We start from the raw sequence: 13,888 nt of genomic DNA on the forward strand, positions 1-13,888 counted from the left end.
GCCTTGTTTAGGGAGGGAAAACGATATGAATGAATATGTTCTTAGAACTAACAATTTATCTAAGAAATATCATAATAAAATGGCTCTTAATAAAGTGAATTTATCGATAAAAAAGGGATCCATTTATGGTTTGATTGGGCAAAATGGGGCTGGAAAATCAACGTTAATTCGCCTCATAACTGGTCTTGCCTATCCGACAACTGGGACGATTGAGTTATTTGGAAAGAGCAATGAACGAGAGTTGGTCGAAGTAAGAAAACGAATCGGGACAATCATTGAGGGTCCTGCTTTATATCCGCATATGACGGCTTCTGAAAATTTAGAAGTACATCGGCTTTTAAAAGGGATACCTGGGAAGGAATGTATTGAAAAAACACTTGCTCTAGTAGGTTTACAGGATACAGGGAAAAAGAAAGTCAAGAATTTTTCTTTAGGGATGAAGCAGCGTCTTGGACTTGCCATCGCTTTATTGGGAGATCCTGAATTTTTGATTCTTGATGAGCCCATCAATGGATTAGATCCAATGGGAGTAGTCGAAATACGAGGATTATTAAAGAAGCTTAATCAAGAGTATGGAATTACGATCTTAATTTCAAGCCATATTTTAAGCGAACTTCATTTATTAGCAACCCATTATGGAATCATTCATAATGGGGAATTGTTAGAGCAGTTATCGGCAAAAGAACTAAATGAAAAATGCCAGCAATACTTGCATATTAAAGTAGATAATCCAAACAAAGCGGCAACCGTTATAGAAAGGCATTTTGCCACGCAAGATTTTGAAGTAATGCCAGACGGATCGATTAAGTTGTTTGCATATGTAGATTTACCAGGGGAAGTTTCAAAAGCCCTAACAAATGAGGGATTGGTTATCGAACAATTTATGCCAATGGGAGAAGATTTAGAAACCTACTTTACCAATCGCATCGGAGGTGTACAGCATGGGTAACCTTATGAAAACAGAATGGTATAAATTAAGAAAAGATCGATCTTTTTGGGTACTAACATTGTTCTTAATTGCTTTCGCTGTTCTGTATCCTCTTGATCAAATGCGATTATTTGAAGGAGTTTCTAACTTACCTAGTGGAAATGACTTCTATCGGGGTTACGTTCTTTCAATCAACGATCAAATAGTAAGGCTTTTTCCAGCTGTTTTAGCGGGTTTCTTTATTGCAAGTGAATATTCGATGGGAACGATGAAAAATATCGCTTCTTCTGGCAATAGTAGAATACGAATTTATTTTGCTAAGTTGACTGTGTTTTCGATTGGATCCATCATAATTTTATTAATATTACCGATTTTAATGACGGGCGCTAGTGCTATTTATTCGGGTTTCAATATCATGCCTGAATGGACGTTTTTTTTCCAAACTATTGGATTAATTACGCTTTATGCAGCAGCCTTCGCCTCAATTATGGCGCTCTTTTCGGTCATTTTTACTGACAGTGGAAAGGCTATAGCATTTCTACTTTTGTTCTTTGGACTTATCGGGAGCTTGTTAGAGTTTTTAAGTGCTAAAGTTTCGTTTTTGGAACCTATCATTACTCATTCTATATTTATGTCACATGAATCAATATTAACCATTGATCAGATAGGTCATTGGAACGGTGATGATGTGTTAACTTTTATCGTTGTTCCAATCTTGACATTCCTAGTATTCGGGATTTTAGGAAGTTTCATTTTTAGAAAAAAGGAAATTAAGTAAGAGAGTGGGCGGGTGATGTATATGATTTATGTAACGATAGTATCTATTACGGTTTTATTATATGTTCTCACCCGTCTATATTTTTTAAAAAAGGAAATCAAAAGAGCAACTCGACAACTCAATGCATTAAACAAAAATAGTACAGAAAAGAAAATAGATATTCGCTATTTTGATAGAGATTTTGAGAAGCTGGCAGAGGAAATTAATAACCAAATTGATTTAACAAAGAAAGCAAAAGCAGAAAAGCGCATGACTGAAAATGAGTTAAAACAGGCGATATCATACATCTCACATGATATTCGCACCCCTATGACCTCGATATTGGGGTATATTCAATTGTTAGAATCAGATGAAATAACTCCAGAGATGAGAAAAGAATATACCCGTATCATTAAAAATGGTGCAATGAGATTAAAGGTTTTACTTGATGATTTTTTCGAACTCTCGATTATCGAACAAGCAGATTATCCAGTAAAAATGGAAATGATTAAATTAAATCATTTGATATTAGAGGTACTATTAGGATTTTACGAGGAATTTAATAAAAGAAATCTAGAGCCAACTATCAATATTCCAGATCATGATATCATCATTATGGCCGATCTATCTGCCGTTAAACGAGTCATAGAAAATTTAGTAGTAAATGCGATTAGACATTCAAGCGGAAATGTAACGATCCAGCTTGAAAAATTGAACACATCCGTTCAACTGACAATTAGTAACTCGGTTCACCAGTTAAGTGAACAAGATTTAGATCATATGTTTGACCGTTTTTATAAAGCAGACCAAACAAGGACTGGAAAAGGTACAGGCCTAGGTTTACCGATTGCGAAAAGTTTAATGGAAAAAATGAACGGGAGCCTTACTGCTGAGTTAAAGGAAAACCAATTATTTATGAAGTGTGAATGGAAATATTAATCGCGAATGAAACCAAACCATACTCTAGAGTTCTGGTCTGGATATCATATCCATACGATATAAATTCAGTTTGAAATTCCGACATGTTTAACCAATGCCTATTCTTGTCTATACTGCTCCTAAACAGATGAATCAAAGGAGCGGATGAATGATGAAGAAAAAAGGATTACAAATTACGAACAATCATGGTTGGACCATCGAACGTCTTCAAGAACAGGAACGCAGAATGAAAAATGCGAACATGGCGAAACGAATGGCGGTGATTCGTCTGATTATGCAAGGCTATTTGGGAATCCAAGTCGCTGAGCTGTTGAACATCCATCGTGAAACCGTTTCGATTTACGTTCAAAAGTTTAATCAAGGTGGCATGGATGCGCTATTAGAACGCCATTATGCTCCCGGTAGAAAGCCGTATCTGTCTCCAGACGAAGAACGCGAATTAAGAAAGATGTTGGAAGAAAGCACCCCTGCCAATGAAGGATATGGCATCGAAACCAGCTGGAATACACGAATCATTCAACATGTGTTAGAAGAGAAATTTTCTGTCACCATGTCTCGCGGTGGGATTTGTGATATGCTCCATCGATGGGGATTTCGCTATACACACCCTACGTATACCCTCAAACGGGCGAATCCTCAAAAACAAAAAGAGTTTCAACAAGAAATGGAACTCATAAAAAAAACTTGTCCGACAACACAGTCATAATCTATGAAGATGAAAGTCATATTCGCGACTACCAAGCTCTTCGTACCACATGGAGTGTCAAAGGGCGTCAAAAACAAATCCCTACGTATGGACACCACGCGACGGTTAGCTTATTAGGCGGTGTGAATATCGAAACGGGTGAATTTCTCTGTATGGAAACGGACCAATGTAATGCACAGGCTTTTCTGCAGTTTCTCCAATACACATTGGACCAGTATCCAGATCAACATGTCGTGATGGTCTTGGATAACGCAAAAATTCATCATGCCAAAGTTCTTCAGCCTTTTTTACAGGAGCGTGAAGAACAGTTAACTTTTGTATTCTTACCCCCTTATTCGCCGAATTTAAATTTAGTTGAACGAATTTGGGGTTGGCTGAAAGAGAGTGTCATTGCCAATCGGTTTCATCCCAATCGAAAAGAGTTGCGAGAATCGATTGTTTCGTTCTTAGAGTACCTTTCTGAATTTCCAGAAAGAGTGCTCCAGCGCATCGGACAGGTGGTTATGTCGGAAAATTAATCTGAATCTATAGAGTTCCACAAAATCTAAAAATAGCTAAGGGAAACGAATACTTATTAGAGGTCGATTTTTGATAACCCATTGATTAATTATTTTATAAATCAGTTGATGATTTTTTGGCAGAAGTATAATGCTTCTGTTTTTTATTTTTTTATATTTCATAAAAAATTGCTCTAACTTATGATTGAATCAAATTCTTCAATATGTGAAGGATCTAAGCAAATTTGCATAATCGAAATAGAAGAATCTTATGTTTTGGTTTTATTGTAGATATTGATGCTCATACGTCTTTTCCTAAGAAAGAGCTTGACACTACATTAGATATAGTAATTAAACAAATACTATTTGTTACATATGGAAAGGTTTGCTTCAAAAATGTGGGCGAGAATCTAAAATTGAATCAATTTCAGAGCAGTTGTGTGTGACACCAACTAAAGTTAAAAAGCTCTAATGTAATGTTAAAATTAGTCACGATGCTTATAAAAAACATTACGATGTTCTGAAATTCGTTTAGATCCTGTTTTTACAGGGGCTTTTTTATTAAACTAAAGGACAGGTTAGTGAATGAAGGTTATTGAAAAATTATGTCGAACTAATGTAATACTTAAACATTTTAGTACATAACGAGTGTGGGTAAGGATGGTAAGAATGTTCGCTGACAGGTGCAAGAGTTAAAGATTCCACTGCTGTTGTTTGCACTGTTTTGTTGAGTCACTAACTGGCAGTTTATTGAAAATGGCACTATTTTAAATGACTTCGCTTGATGCCCAAATCCATTTTAGATTATAAGGGTGATTAAAAGTTTGAGATTTTCAAATATTGTACTATGATAAATTTAATTCCATTATTTGAGTTGAGCAATGGTATAGAGAGCAGTGTCCCTTGTTCTTACACAATTTACCTAAGGAGTGGTAGAGATGGCACGTGTTTTATTTATTAATGGTGGATCAGAAGGACATATCAATCCGACTATTGGAGTTGTGCAAGAGCTTATTTCGCGTGGAGAAGAGGTCGTGTACTTTACGATTGAAGCGTTTAGAGAGCGAATTGAGAAGACGGGAGCTACTGTACGAACATTTGACGGTCAAAAATTTTTAAAAGCCTTTCTTTCGGGTGGAAGAAATTATTTACTTGAAAGAATCAACGGTCTTTTACGTACGGCAGATATCGTCATACCTAGCGTTCTTGAACAGATCAAAGGGGAGCATTTTGATTACATCATCCACGACTCCATGTTTGGTTGTGGACGTTTACTTGCCCAAATCCTTAAGCTTCCCGCAATCAATTCTTGTACTTCTTTTGCGCAGACAAAAGCATCATTCGATAAAATGCTGGAGCAGCTTTCTAAAGAAATTCCTACAGAAATAGTTAAACCTATAGACGATGAATTTCAACACCTGACGGCCAAGGTGAAGGAAAAATATGGTGTAGAGATCCATTCTCCTTACGAAGTTTTTTGTAATCCTGCACCACTTACCATCGTTTATACAACTAGGGAGTTTCAACCTTTTGGAGAAACATTCGACCAAACTTACAAATTTGTAGGTCCATCCATCTCTTCACGATTAATGGAAGAAAACTTCGATCTTACTGCAATAAAGGGGAAAAGCCCGATTTACATTTCACTGGGTACGGTCTTTAACCAAGCAATTGATTTCTATAAGCTTTGTTTTAAGGCATTTGGGAACACTGATCATACTGTTGTCATGTCTATTGGGAAACAAAATCAAATATCTGATTTGGGGGAGATTCCTAAAAACTTCATTGTAAAAAATTATGTTCCGCAAACTGAGGTGCTGAAATACAGTAAATTATTTATTACACATGGTGGAATGAACAGTACCAATGAAGGTCTCTATTATGGGGTTCCGCTAATTGTAATTCCACAAAGCGCGGATCAGCCGATAATTGCCGGGCAAGTTGCCAATATCGGAGCCGGTATTAAATTACAAATGCAAAGCTTGACTGCAAATCAACTACGTGAAGCTGCAGATCATGTGTTAAATCACCCATCTTTCCATCAGACTGTTGCAAATATTAGGGAATCCTTTCAAAAATCGGGTGGGTATCACCAAGCTGTTGATGAGATTTTCGAATTTAAAAGTCAGTATGGTATCTAAATAAAGAAATTTCACGGCTGCCATTATTGTTGACTTTTTCTTAGTGGTACAGCAACTTCTTTTAAAAGCTGGATTGTGAAATTTATACTTAAATTAACAGATGCTTTAGTTCATAAGAACTTATAAAAATGAATAAACTTTTTCATAAAGAAGTTACTCGCTCCATTAAATAGGAAACATGTTTTGATCATCTTTTTTCAAAGCATGCCTTATTTTTTATATTAAGGTTGAACCTCTCGGGTAATATCTCCGCGAGAGGTTGTTTTTAATTTTCGGATTTGTTCAAAAGAAAAGCGCATTTTATAGTCACTCGATCCATATTTTGCAGGGTGATGCAGTAAAGGTGGGAACTGCAATGAAAGTTAATCCAAAAGAATTTTTGATGAATGATTTACGTTATATTATAAGGCCTGCAATAGAAAAGGATGCAAAAATATTGTCTGCAATAAGATTGCAAATAGATGGTGAAACGGAAAATCTAGATAGGGAAAAGGGCGAGGCGTACATAGACGAATTAGGTTTTAAACAATTAGAACGTGTTGCAAAACGCATAGTGAATGCATAAATGTACACAAAAAATCCACCCGTCTTGGAAATCATATACAGTGACCTAAAAAACACATTTCCAAGGGGTGGACACTATCATGATTTCCAATTTTGTTATCGAACATGCAATGAATAGCGAAATGGATCCTCTTTTACGAGCTTTATTTCAATACATCGACCAACTTTCTTTACCAGAAACACCTTATGTGACAGGACGACCACCGATTCCGAAAAAATCATTGTTAAAATGTTTCTTTTTAAAAACCTATTTTTCCATTGATTCTTTACGTCAGTTAGTTGACACACTGAATCGCTTTGGCTACTTCCGGCGTATTTGTGGACTTAAAGAGGTTCCACATCTTTCTACGTTTTCACGTGCAGGTAAGTGGTTTCGAGAACAAGGATTTTCCGCTTTTAATGCTCAACTTCTCAAAGATTTAGGCGTTCGATATCCAAAAATCGTCATGATCGACAGTACAGCGCTCCGAAGCAGTCTTTATGATTCTCAAGCGAGATGGGGAATCTCCACTCGGTATAACTGGTTTAAAGGTTATAAATTACATCTTTGTACAACGGCAGAGGGAGTCATTTTATCCCATGTCTTCACGACTGCGAATCGAAATGATGCAGCCGTTGCGCTTGAATTATTTCCATCTTTAAAGGAATGGGAGATTGAGTTTGCCCTTGGAGATGCTGCCTATGACAGTGAAAAAGTCCGTCAAATGGCGGAACAAACAGGGATCTTTTTCGTTTCACCGATTAATCCTCGAAATGGTGATGAACGAAAAGATGCCTACGGCCGGGTGATTCCTTCGTTTTTGAAAACAGAATTCGGAAAGTGGTTGTTTCGTTTCCGTAACTCGATTGAGCAGACATTCAATCAATTAAAGAATGATGGACTAGAACAGCCACGTTGGTATGGGTTTAATCGCTATTTACTGCATGTACAATTATGCATTCTTATGCACAATTTTGAGTTTTTACTCTAGTTTTGCAACACCATCCAATTAATAAAAGATGATGCAGAAAGTAGCAACTTATTTTTAGTTGCGGAAGTTGATAAGAGGATAGTAGGTTTTTCTAGATGTGAAAGAAACAAATTAAAAAGATTTTCTCATAAAGCCGAATTTGGTGTTTGTGTATTAAAAGAATATTGGGGATATGGAATAGGAAAAAATCTTCTAAAAGAATCGATTCATTGGGCTGACTCAAATGGAATTAAAAAAATAAACTTAAGTGTACTCGAAACCAATGACAAAGCTATAAAGCTATATAAAAAATATGGGTTTGAAGTAGAGGGGATTTTAAAAAAGGACAGAGTTCTATCAGACGGTAATTACTATAATACCATTTTAATGGGAAGGTTTAATGAATAGTAGTTAGAGGGCGATAAAATTTTAAAATGTATTGAACTAAACCAGCAAATAGAAGCCCAGTTTTATTCCATTAAAGGGCGCGATTGTTGAGAAACATAAGAAAAAATAATCAAACTTTTTTATAAAAACTAATCTTGAATCTGCTGGAGAAGAATCCATTTTGATCAATCTTTTTTCAAAATGGATTCTTTTTATTTATCGTAAAATGTGAGCTTACGAAGTGTTTTTGCTCATACTTTATTTTAAAGCTACAATTACTCGACCTCTTTGGGATAGCCTATTTTTATACTGATGCAAAAAACCCATGAATTGCGTTTAATGGAACAGACAAGAATATTTGAAAAAATTATGAAATGTCCTTAATAATCGTGAAAAAAATCCGATATATATAGATGAAATAAATTGACATTTCTAAAAAAAGGAGGGTGTTTGAAATGAAAAAAATTATTGTTTCGTTGCTTGTTGTGTTTTTATTACCATTAATTGGAATATTCAGTTCTGCTAATGCTTCTGAAAACACGGACATGTCAAAGGTAACATTTAATGGTTCGCTAGAAAAAAAGAACCAAAAAAAGGATTATAAAAATCCGGAAGGGAATATTAAAGTATTAGAAAATAAAACTCGGCCGGTGTTAAAAAAGAATCTCGCAGCAGCTAAAAGCAATAACAGTGTATCATCGAATGCAGCTATACAAGCATTGAATGATTCTCCAAACAATGCAGCAGGTATTGAAATCGGTAATATTTATACAGACTATATAACAAAAGATGGACAACAAAAATGGTATCACTTTACTAATGAAACTTCCGGAAAATTGACGGTTATTTTGCAAACAGTTCAGTCGTCTTCTGTTGATTATGACTTACATCTTTTTAAACTAAATGAAGATACAATGACCTTAGACGAAGTAGCTAATTCGACTTATAATGCAGGATTAAATGAGCAACTGAGTCTAATAGGTGAAGAAGGTACCTATTACATGGTAGTCAACTCTGTTTCTGGTTCCGATCCAGATTCACCTTTTGCCTTTTTGGTGGAACGTTCTTCATCATACGATCAATATGAACCGGACGATAATATTTATCAGGCTTCAGCCTACATGAATAATATCTATCAAAACAAAACGATAGATAATAGCTATGATATGGACTGGGTAATACTTCAGGTTGATACAGAGAAAACGCTTACCGTGAATTTAAATAATCCAACATCTATAGATTACCAACTTGATATTTTTGACCTCTCATTAAATCCTTTAGCTGGCCTTGAAGATAATACTAATTATTCAATAGTTTTTCCCGCCGGAACTTATTTATTAAGAGTACAATCGAGATCTTGGGATTTTGACCCCAATCAAGAATATACGCTAGATATTCGAGAAAAGGCAGGAAAAGCAACATCTGTTGTAGTTTCAAATATTGATACGAATGATAATGTAGAAGGTTATATAAATTATGGTTATGGTTATAAGTGGAGAATACAAAATTTTATGAATATTGAAGGTCAACTTTTGGATGAAAATGGATTATCCGTGCCATATGCAAATGTTGAGGCAAGAATAACTACAGCATTAAATAATGAAGTTTATTATGCATCAAGTACTACTGATCGTAATGGTTATTTCACTATTTCATTTACATCTATACCACCAGCAGTAGGTAATTTTAGTTATGCTAACTATGCGAGCTACCACTATTTTGATATAATACCACTTGTTTTTCTATCTAATGGGCAAATCTTAAATTCAAACGAAGACTCGTTATACCATTTTGCTTATTCAATATATAGGCCACACTAAATAGGAGCATTCCTGTTAGAAGCTTTTTTGGGAACTTGAATAAAAAAGCCCTCTTGGTATGATTCGGGAGTGTCAATCTGATGAATTGCCCCCCTAATTTGAATACCAAGGAGGGTTATCATGGATTCTATCTCAAACAAGAAGATTAATTAAGTCACCGATCAAACGCTGATTGTTGGCATGGATATTGCGAAAAAAGCATTATGCTTGCTTTGTGGATGAGCGAGGGGGGGGAAAGTCGTTTCCCGTTCCACAATCCAGAGAAGGATTTGAACAGTTATACCAGTGTGTCATGAAAGCGATGGAGGAATTCGGAAAAACCGAAGTGATCGTTGGCATCGAGCCAACAGGATACTATTGGCTGAACCTCGCCTATTTCCTTGAAGAAAAGGGGATTCCTCTTGTGATGACGAACCCGATGCACGTGAAGCGCCCCAAAGAGCTGGACGACAACCTTCTAACTAAGCATGACGTCAAAGATGCGCTCGTCATTGCCCGGTTAGTAACAGATGATTCAGCTACCCACGTATTCTCAAAGGGATGGAGGCTGAGCTGTGTGCAAGGGCGACGTTTCGATCGAAACTCGTGAAAGAGCAGAAGGCGGTTCAGAATCAAATGATTCGCTGGCTCGATCGGTATTTCCGGAATTTACGCAAGTCTTTCCGTCTTTCGGAAAAATGGTGCTCGCTGTGTTGGAACAGACGCCGTTTCCATCGGATCTGGCAGGGAAAGAGATTGAAGAAGTGCTGGCCCTTTATCGGCAAAGCGAGGGATTACAATCCCCTCAAAAGCCGAAAGCGAAGAAGCTCATGGAACTAGCCCAACACTCCATTGGCGTAACGGAAGGACAACGGCTGGCCCGTATCGAAATTGCCACGCTTGTCCGCTGATATCGCCAACTGGAAGAAGAAATCGAGGCACTGACAGAACAACTGATTGAACTTGCGCAAACATCTGTGGAATACGAATGGCTCAAAACGGTTCCGGGTTTGGGGGATGCGACCATCGTGGAACTGCTATCAGAGATCGGGAGTTTCTTGCATTATCAGGCTCCGCGGCAACTCGTCAAATTAGCGGGCCTGACACTGCGGAAACATCCTCCGGCCAACACAAAGGGCAGAAACGGATCTCGAAGCGTGGAAGGAGGCAATTGCGCTCTCCTCTTCCGTACCATGATGTCGATGATACGTCATAACGAAGCGTTTTGCCAGCTTATTACACGATACGACCTGATAAACCCATTGCGCAAGAAGCAATCCATTGTGGTGTTATGTGGGAAATTACTGAAAGGTACTGCACGCGGTGTGTACGAAGCACCAAGCGTTCGATGCGAAGCGAATGATGCGGGACATCTTTGGTCTCGAAACGCCAGCTTGATGCCTGCATGCCTTGCGATTCCCTAGACAATAAGGATGACACGGAGAAGCTGTCACGATATTCAACGTTCGACTTTAGGCCCCTAAAAGAGCTTGCCGGCCTCTATCTGATGACTAGACCGAACGAAGGGATATAGACACACTGATGCCAAGAAACATGGAACGGTCCGTCATCATAAGTGATGCAGAGATCCAAGGTGCATCCCATACGCTTCCTCCCCACTACAACTAAATTTAATTAGTAGTGGTCGCGAAGCGTACCCATTCAATGTAATATATATATATTTAGGAAATAATGTTAGAAACTGTGTCGAAAACATTTTTTTGACACCCCTAAAACGGCTACAACCATTGATATATCAACGTTTATAGAGGGAGTGATGAAATCTTGAACAATTCCGTTAGTTTCAATTATCATACTTTAAATTTTAAAAATGTTCAGCGTATCCCATTGAATCAAACAGCACTATCGGTCAAGATCAAGAATGCATCAAGTATAACGTTGGATAAACTGACACTTTCTGATGTCATCGGTAATGTAACAACATCTAATCAAAGGATAAAAGTTACTGAAGTGAAGGGTGAGGAACAGCAAAACTCCGATTACGACCAGTATTTCTCATCATTTTTTGAAAATCTAGAAGGGGTATCTGAAGAAGAAAAAAATCAACTATCTGGATTAGTAAAAGCAGCATTAAAATATAATGGAGATTACTTTTCAAGTTGGACAAGTGATAAGGCCAGCATGTATTATCTACAGACTCAAGAAAAGTTGAATCTTATAGCTGATAACGTCGCGAGTGGTTCTATAAAGGATCAACTGAAGGCGATAACAAAACAGTACACGAGTGATAAATTAAAACAGATTGTGAATGCATCATTGGAAACCTATCAAATTATTTATGATCGGTTTAAGGGAAAAGGCGGCCCGTACAGTGAAATAGCCAATCAAATGAAAAATGCCATAGAAGAAATACAAAATGGCAATCACGCGGATCAAGTCTCACAACAACAATTAAGCCAGTTATTTTCCGGTTTAAACACAAATTCCTCTTTTCAAATCGGATATGAAAAAATTATGAGGGGATATAAAGAAATTGAGAAAGGTAAACTAGGAAAATACTGGAATAAATTCTCCGAGGCAGATGTGGACAAGACTATTAACATGCTAAGAGAGGATTGGAATGATTTTGTCAGTCAATTTCAGACGTTTGAACCGTATAGGGTTTCAATTGATTCACAATCTAGGATTGATATGAAAATATAATGGGGGTTGGAGAGTCAGTTAGCGTAATAAAACAGATCGAAAGGGAGTTTTGGTTTTAAAAAAACCGAATACTCCCTTTTTTTCGTGTTAATTTCAGGATCAAGTCCAAATGATTGTGTAAATTCCTCTTTGATAGAAAACATGGACCTGATGACTTGGCGCATGGTAGGTAAATCCGGCAAGTCTCCCTACTGGTCGTCTTCCCGGAAAATGATCCAAGGGGCTTTCCCGGCAGATCCTCGCTTCGCTCCGGCATTACATGTCCTCCTTAACATAGCGAAGAGGTTATCCTACTCTTTTCATCGCCGAAGCTTCTTGATTTATCGACCGGGTTCCTTGCTCTTTCGTTTTTTGCCACTGCCAATATTCGGACATATCCAAGTATTTATGTCCCGACATCCATTTTTCGTCGATTTCGATCAACACAGCACCAACGAGGCGATACACCGATTCCCAATTTGGAAAGATGCGGATTGTCCGTTCTCTACGGCCAATGTCTTTGTTCAGCCGTTCCACCCCATTGGTCGTGCGCAAGTGACGCCGATAACGGTCCGGATCGCCCAATATAGTGTGGCGTCTTCGAGGATTTGCAAGGCTTTTGGCGCCCATCTATCCATTTGGCCAGCACTTTGTTTCAATAACAGTCGGGTCGTTTGCTTATTGGGTGCATGAAGAACTTCGTGGATCTCCTCAAGCAAGGCATCCTCCATATACTTTGGTGCGGCATCGAGGATATTGTGAATAAAGTGCGTTTGGCATCGCTTGCCATGTCGTTCCTTGGAAATGCTTCTCCATGGCCTGTACCAGCCCGCCGTGTTGATCCGAGATGATCAAGTCCGATGTTTCAGTCATTCGAAAAATTCGCTCTTTATGAATCCTATAGCTTTCTTGATAATTATCAACGTATAACCAAAAGATTACTTCAAAACTTACTAATCAAGGTAAGAGACATGCATTTTAAACAAGTCGCTTACGAAACCGGATTAGGGCATTCTACTGTCATTCGATTATTTGATCAGCACTATTCTTATACGAATCAATCCCTTCCAACAATTTTAGCGATTGATGAATTTAAAGGGACAACAGAAAGAGGAAAATATCAATGTGTCGTTGGGGATCCAAGTCGTCAAAAAGTATATGACATCATCGAAAATCGGACGCTATCCAAACTAAGAGAATATGAAAACTTAATGGACTTCCTATATTGATTTATAAACCAATAGTTATATACCGTGAAGAATTGAAAAAAGTTTACCTTGGCGCATTTTTAGGCCGTTGCACTTTTTAATGCAACAGTCCAAAAAATGCGTTTTATTTTTTTACCTCCTTCCCAAGTACGCTCCTTCCTTTGCCTCACCCCATTATAGGCGCGTAAAGGGTCTTGCTCTCTTCGGACGGCTTGGGGAAGCCAAGTCGGTTAATGTAGATTATATGACTAGTTATAAGAGAGAAATGAACTTCCCATTCAGATCTTCGGAATAGGTGTTGAAAGTGTGGCCTCTTTTTTCGTTACTGGTGCCATCCCGCCCATTATGTTTCTAGTTTGTTTTACGCTA

Annotated in this window: 13 protein-coding genes and 3 pseudogenes; 15 read left to right on the forward strand and 1 reads right to left on the reverse strand. The window is 37.6% G+C overall.

From position 1 onward, the window contains the following. The first annotated feature begins 25 nt into the window (after positions 1 to 25). The 14 genes and pseudogenes from ISX45_RS16655 (at position 26) to ISX45_RS16710 (ending at position 12,332) form a co-directional block, all read left to right on the forward strand. Positions 26 to 949 (forward strand): ABC transporter ATP-binding protein, encoded by a 924-nt coding sequence (locus tag ISX45_RS16655; RefSeq protein ID WP_181557016.1) that lies wholly within the window; start codon positions 26 to 28, stop codon positions 947 to 949. Then, a complete protein-coding gene (locus tag ISX45_RS16660; RefSeq protein WP_194519432.1) occupies positions 942 to 1,706 on the forward strand; it encodes an ABC transporter permease in 765 nt (254 codons plus the stop codon). Before ISX45_RS16655 ends, ISX45_RS16660 begins: the two co-directional genes overlap by 8 nt. A 21-nt stretch (positions 1,707 to 1,727) precedes the next feature. Continuing rightward, positions 1,728 to 2,624, forward strand: coding sequence for a sensor histidine kinase (locus ISX45_RS16665; protein WP_181557018.1), 897 nt, complete (start codon positions 1,728 to 1,730; stop codon positions 2,622 to 2,624). 148 nt (positions 2,625 to 2,772) lie between these two features. Beyond that, entirely contained in the window at positions 2,773 to 3,330 is a 558-nt protein-coding gene (locus ISX45_RS16670) for a helix-turn-helix domain-containing protein (RefSeq protein ID WP_228485543.1), read from the forward strand. Continuing rightward, complete coding sequence (locus ISX45_RS16675) at positions 3,309 to 3,848, forward strand: IS630 family transposase (protein WP_194519433.1); 540 nt, start codon at positions 3,309 to 3,311, stop codon at positions 3,846 to 3,848. The genes ISX45_RS16670 and ISX45_RS16675 overlap by 22 nt, the downstream gene beginning before the upstream one ends. A 917-nt stretch (positions 3,849 to 4,765) precedes the next feature. Beyond that, complete coding sequence (locus ISX45_RS16680) at positions 4,766 to 5,968, forward strand: macrolide family glycosyltransferase (protein ID WP_194519434.1); 1,203 nt, start codon at positions 4,766 to 4,768, stop codon at positions 5,966 to 5,968. A 355-nt stretch (positions 5,969 to 6,323) separates the two neighbouring features. Next, positions 6,324 to 6,500, forward strand: a pseudogene (locus tag ISX45_RS16685) (GNAT family N-acetyltransferase); the annotation flags it as partial. A 112-nt stretch (positions 6,501 to 6,612) separates the two neighbouring features. Then, positions 6,613 to 7,503: a transposase gene (locus ISX45_RS16690; protein ID WP_407649661.1), complete on the forward strand. Its 891-nt coding sequence runs from the start codon at positions 6,613 to 6,615 to the stop codon at positions 7,501 to 7,503. A gap of 15 nt (positions 7,504 to 7,518) precedes the next feature. Continuing rightward, positions 7,519 to 7,890: pseudogene (locus ISX45_RS16695) on the forward strand (N-acetyltransferase family protein); the annotation flags it as partial. Positions 7,891 to 8,324: 434 nt separating this feature from the next. Continuing rightward, positions 8,325 to 9,689: a carboxypeptidase-like regulatory domain-containing protein gene (locus tag ISX45_RS16700; protein ID WP_194519435.1), complete on the forward strand. Its 1,365-nt coding sequence runs from the start codon at positions 8,325 to 8,327 to the stop codon at positions 9,687 to 9,689. Between the two features lie 187 nt (positions 9,690 to 9,876). Beyond that, entirely contained in the window at positions 9,877 to 10,278 is a 402-nt protein-coding gene (locus ISX45_RS20345) for an IS110 family transposase (protein WP_407649663.1), read from the forward strand. After that, positions 10,244 to 10,579: a hypothetical protein gene (locus tag ISX45_RS20350; RefSeq protein WP_407649664.1), complete on the forward strand. Its 336-nt coding sequence runs from the start codon at positions 10,244 to 10,246 to the stop codon at positions 10,577 to 10,579. Before ISX45_RS20345 ends, ISX45_RS20350 begins: the two co-directional genes overlap by 35 nt. A 117-nt stretch (positions 10,580 to 10,696) precedes the next feature. Continuing rightward, positions 10,697 to 11,092 (forward strand): hypothetical protein, encoded by a 396-nt coding sequence (locus tag ISX45_RS20355; RefSeq protein ID WP_407649665.1) that lies wholly within the window; start codon positions 10,697 to 10,699, stop codon positions 11,090 to 11,092. A 361-nt stretch (positions 11,093 to 11,453) separates the two neighbouring features. After that, entirely contained in the window at positions 11,454 to 12,332 is an 879-nt protein-coding gene (locus ISX45_RS16710; RefSeq protein ID WP_194519436.1) for a hypothetical protein, read from the forward strand. 285 nt (positions 12,333 to 12,617) lie between these two features. On the opposite strand, the pseudogene ISX45_RS20425 reads toward ISX45_RS16710, so the two are convergent. Then, positions 12,618 to 13,169, reverse strand: a pseudogene (locus tag ISX45_RS20425) (transposase); the annotation flags it as partial. Positions 13,170 to 13,171: 2 nt separating this feature from the next. Here ISX45_RS20425 and ISX45_RS16720 point away from each other — a divergent pair. Then, positions 13,172 to 13,540, forward strand: a complete 369-nt coding sequence (locus ISX45_RS16720) for a helix-turn-helix domain-containing protein (RefSeq protein WP_194519437.1) — start codon at positions 13,172 to 13,174, stop codon at positions 13,538 to 13,540. Positions 13,541 to 13,888 lie beyond the last annotated feature (348 nt).

It is taken from the genome of Thermaerobacillus caldiproteolyticus, assembly GCF_015326725.1.
In the GTDB taxonomy this organism is placed as follows: Bacteria; Bacillota; Bacilli; order Bacillales; family Anoxybacillaceae; genus Thermaerobacillus; species Thermaerobacillus caldiproteolyticus.

Excerpts from the sequence above, each read along its gene's own strand:
- ISX45_RS16660 (WP_194519432.1), top strand. The coding sequence starts at position 942 with ATGGGTAACCTTATGAAAACAGAATGGTATAAATTAAGAAAAGATCGA.
- ISX45_RS16655 (WP_181557016.1), top strand. The coding sequence starts at position 26 with ATGAATGAATATGTTCTTAGAACTAACAATTTATCTAAGAAATATCAT.
- ISX45_RS16700 (WP_194519435.1), top strand. The coding sequence starts at position 8,325 with ATGAAAAAAATTATTGTTTCGTTGCTTGTTGTGTTTTTATTACCATTA.
- ISX45_RS16665 (WP_181557018.1), top strand. The coding sequence starts at position 1,728 with ATGATTTATGTAACGATAGTATCTATTACGGTTTTATTATATGTTCTC.
- ISX45_RS16690 (WP_407649661.1), top strand. The coding sequence starts at position 6,613 with ATGATTTCCAATTTTGTTATCGAACATGCAATGAATAGCGAAATGGAT.
- ISX45_RS16670 (WP_228485543.1), top strand. The coding sequence starts at position 2,773 with ATGATGAAGAAAAAAGGATTACAAATTACGAACAATCATGGTTGGACC.
- ISX45_RS16720 (WP_194519437.1), top strand. The coding sequence starts at position 13,172 with ATGTTTCAGTCATTCGAAAAATTCGCTCTTTATGAATCCTATAGCTTT.
- ISX45_RS16680 (WP_194519434.1), top strand. The coding sequence starts at position 4,766 with ATGGCACGTGTTTTATTTATTAATGGTGGATCAGAAGGACATATCAAT.